The organism is Mesorhizobium sp. LEGMi-168a (assembly GCF_058312955.1).
This window is the reverse complement of record NZ_JBZEGV010000116.1, coordinates 1-1,257: the sequence shown is the minus strand read 5'-3', so window position 1 is coordinate 1,257 and position 1,257 is coordinate 1. Positions and strand designations below refer to the sequence as shown.

The following is a 1,257-nucleotide window of genomic DNA, read 5'->3' as shown; positions in this document are numbered from 1 at the left end:
TTGTCTTCGTGCATATCATCTATGGTTTGCCGTATACGACGCTGCTCTTCCGCAATTTCTATGTCGGCATACCCGACGAGATCAGCCGCGCGGCTCGCATGGAGGGAGCGAGCTTCCTCAGGACGTTCTGGTCGATCATCCTGCCGATCTCGACCAATATCCTGGTTGTGGTTGCCATTCTGCAATTCACCGGCATCTGGAACGACTACCTGCTCGGCCTGATCTTTGCCGGCAACGACACCTTGCCGATGACGGTGCAGCTAACCAACATCGTCGGCACTTCGCGCGGCGCCGCAAATCCCACCGTCAACATGGCCGCGGCGCTGATAACCGCAATCCCGACGCTCGTCGTCTACTTCCTGTCCGGCCGGTACTTCGTGCGCGGCATCGCCGCCGGCGCCGTCAAGGGTTGAAACATGTCCAGCATTTCTCTGCGCCAGATCAAGAAATCCTTTGGCGCCCTCACCATCCTCCATTCCGTCGACATGGAGATCGAAAAGGGAGAATTCGTCGTCATCCTCGGCCCATCGGGTTGCGGCAAGTCTACCCTCCTCAACGTGATCGCCGGCCTCGACGAGTGCGACGAAGGCCAGATCGTGATTGAAGGAAAGGACGTCAGCGGGCTGGAGCCAAGCGAACGAGGGTTGGCGATGGTGTTCCAGTCCTACGCGCTGTTTCCAGCAATGACCGTGCGCCGCAATCTTTCTTTCGGCATGGAGATCGCCGGAATGCCGAAGGCGACCGTGGCCGAGAAGGTTGCCTGGGTCGCCAGGCTCCTGCAGATCGAAGCGCTGCTCGACCGCAAACCGGCCCAGCTTTCCGGCGGTCAGCGCCAACGCGTGGCCATCGGCCGCGCTCTCGTGCGCTCCTCGAGCATCTGCCTGTTTGACGAACCACTGTCGAACCTCGATGCCAAGTTGCGCGCCGAGACTCGCGTCGAACTCAAGCAATTGCATGAAACCCTGGGGTCGACGATGATCTATGTCACCCATGACCAGATCGAAGCGATGACCATGGCCGACCGCGTCGCCGTCATGCACAAGGGCAAGGTCGAGCAATTCGCCCATCCGCAATCGATCTACGAGAAGCCAGCGAGTCTTTTCGTGGCAGGTTTCGTGGGCTCGCCGGCAATGAACTTCCTCGAAGGCAGGCTCGACGGATCGGGACGCTTCTTGACAGGCGAAGTCTCCGTCGACACCGACGCCTACGCATTCGAGGAGCGGCAGCCCTCCGGCGAGGCCGTGCTGGGCATTCGGT

2 protein-coding genes are annotated in these 1,257 nt (G+C 60.4%); both read left to right on the top strand.

The window, feature by feature from the left end:
• Window positions 1-413, top strand: a 413-nt coding sequence (locus AC4FWB_RS34300; protein WP_491030630.1) for a carbohydrate ABC transporter permease, incomplete at its 5' end; no start/stop codon positions are given.
• A 3-nt stretch (window positions 414-416) separates the two neighbouring features.
• Window positions 417-1,257 (top strand): ABC transporter ATP-binding protein (locus AC4FWB_RS34295; protein ID WP_491030629.1); only part of this gene is annotated, 841 nt, incomplete at its 3' end.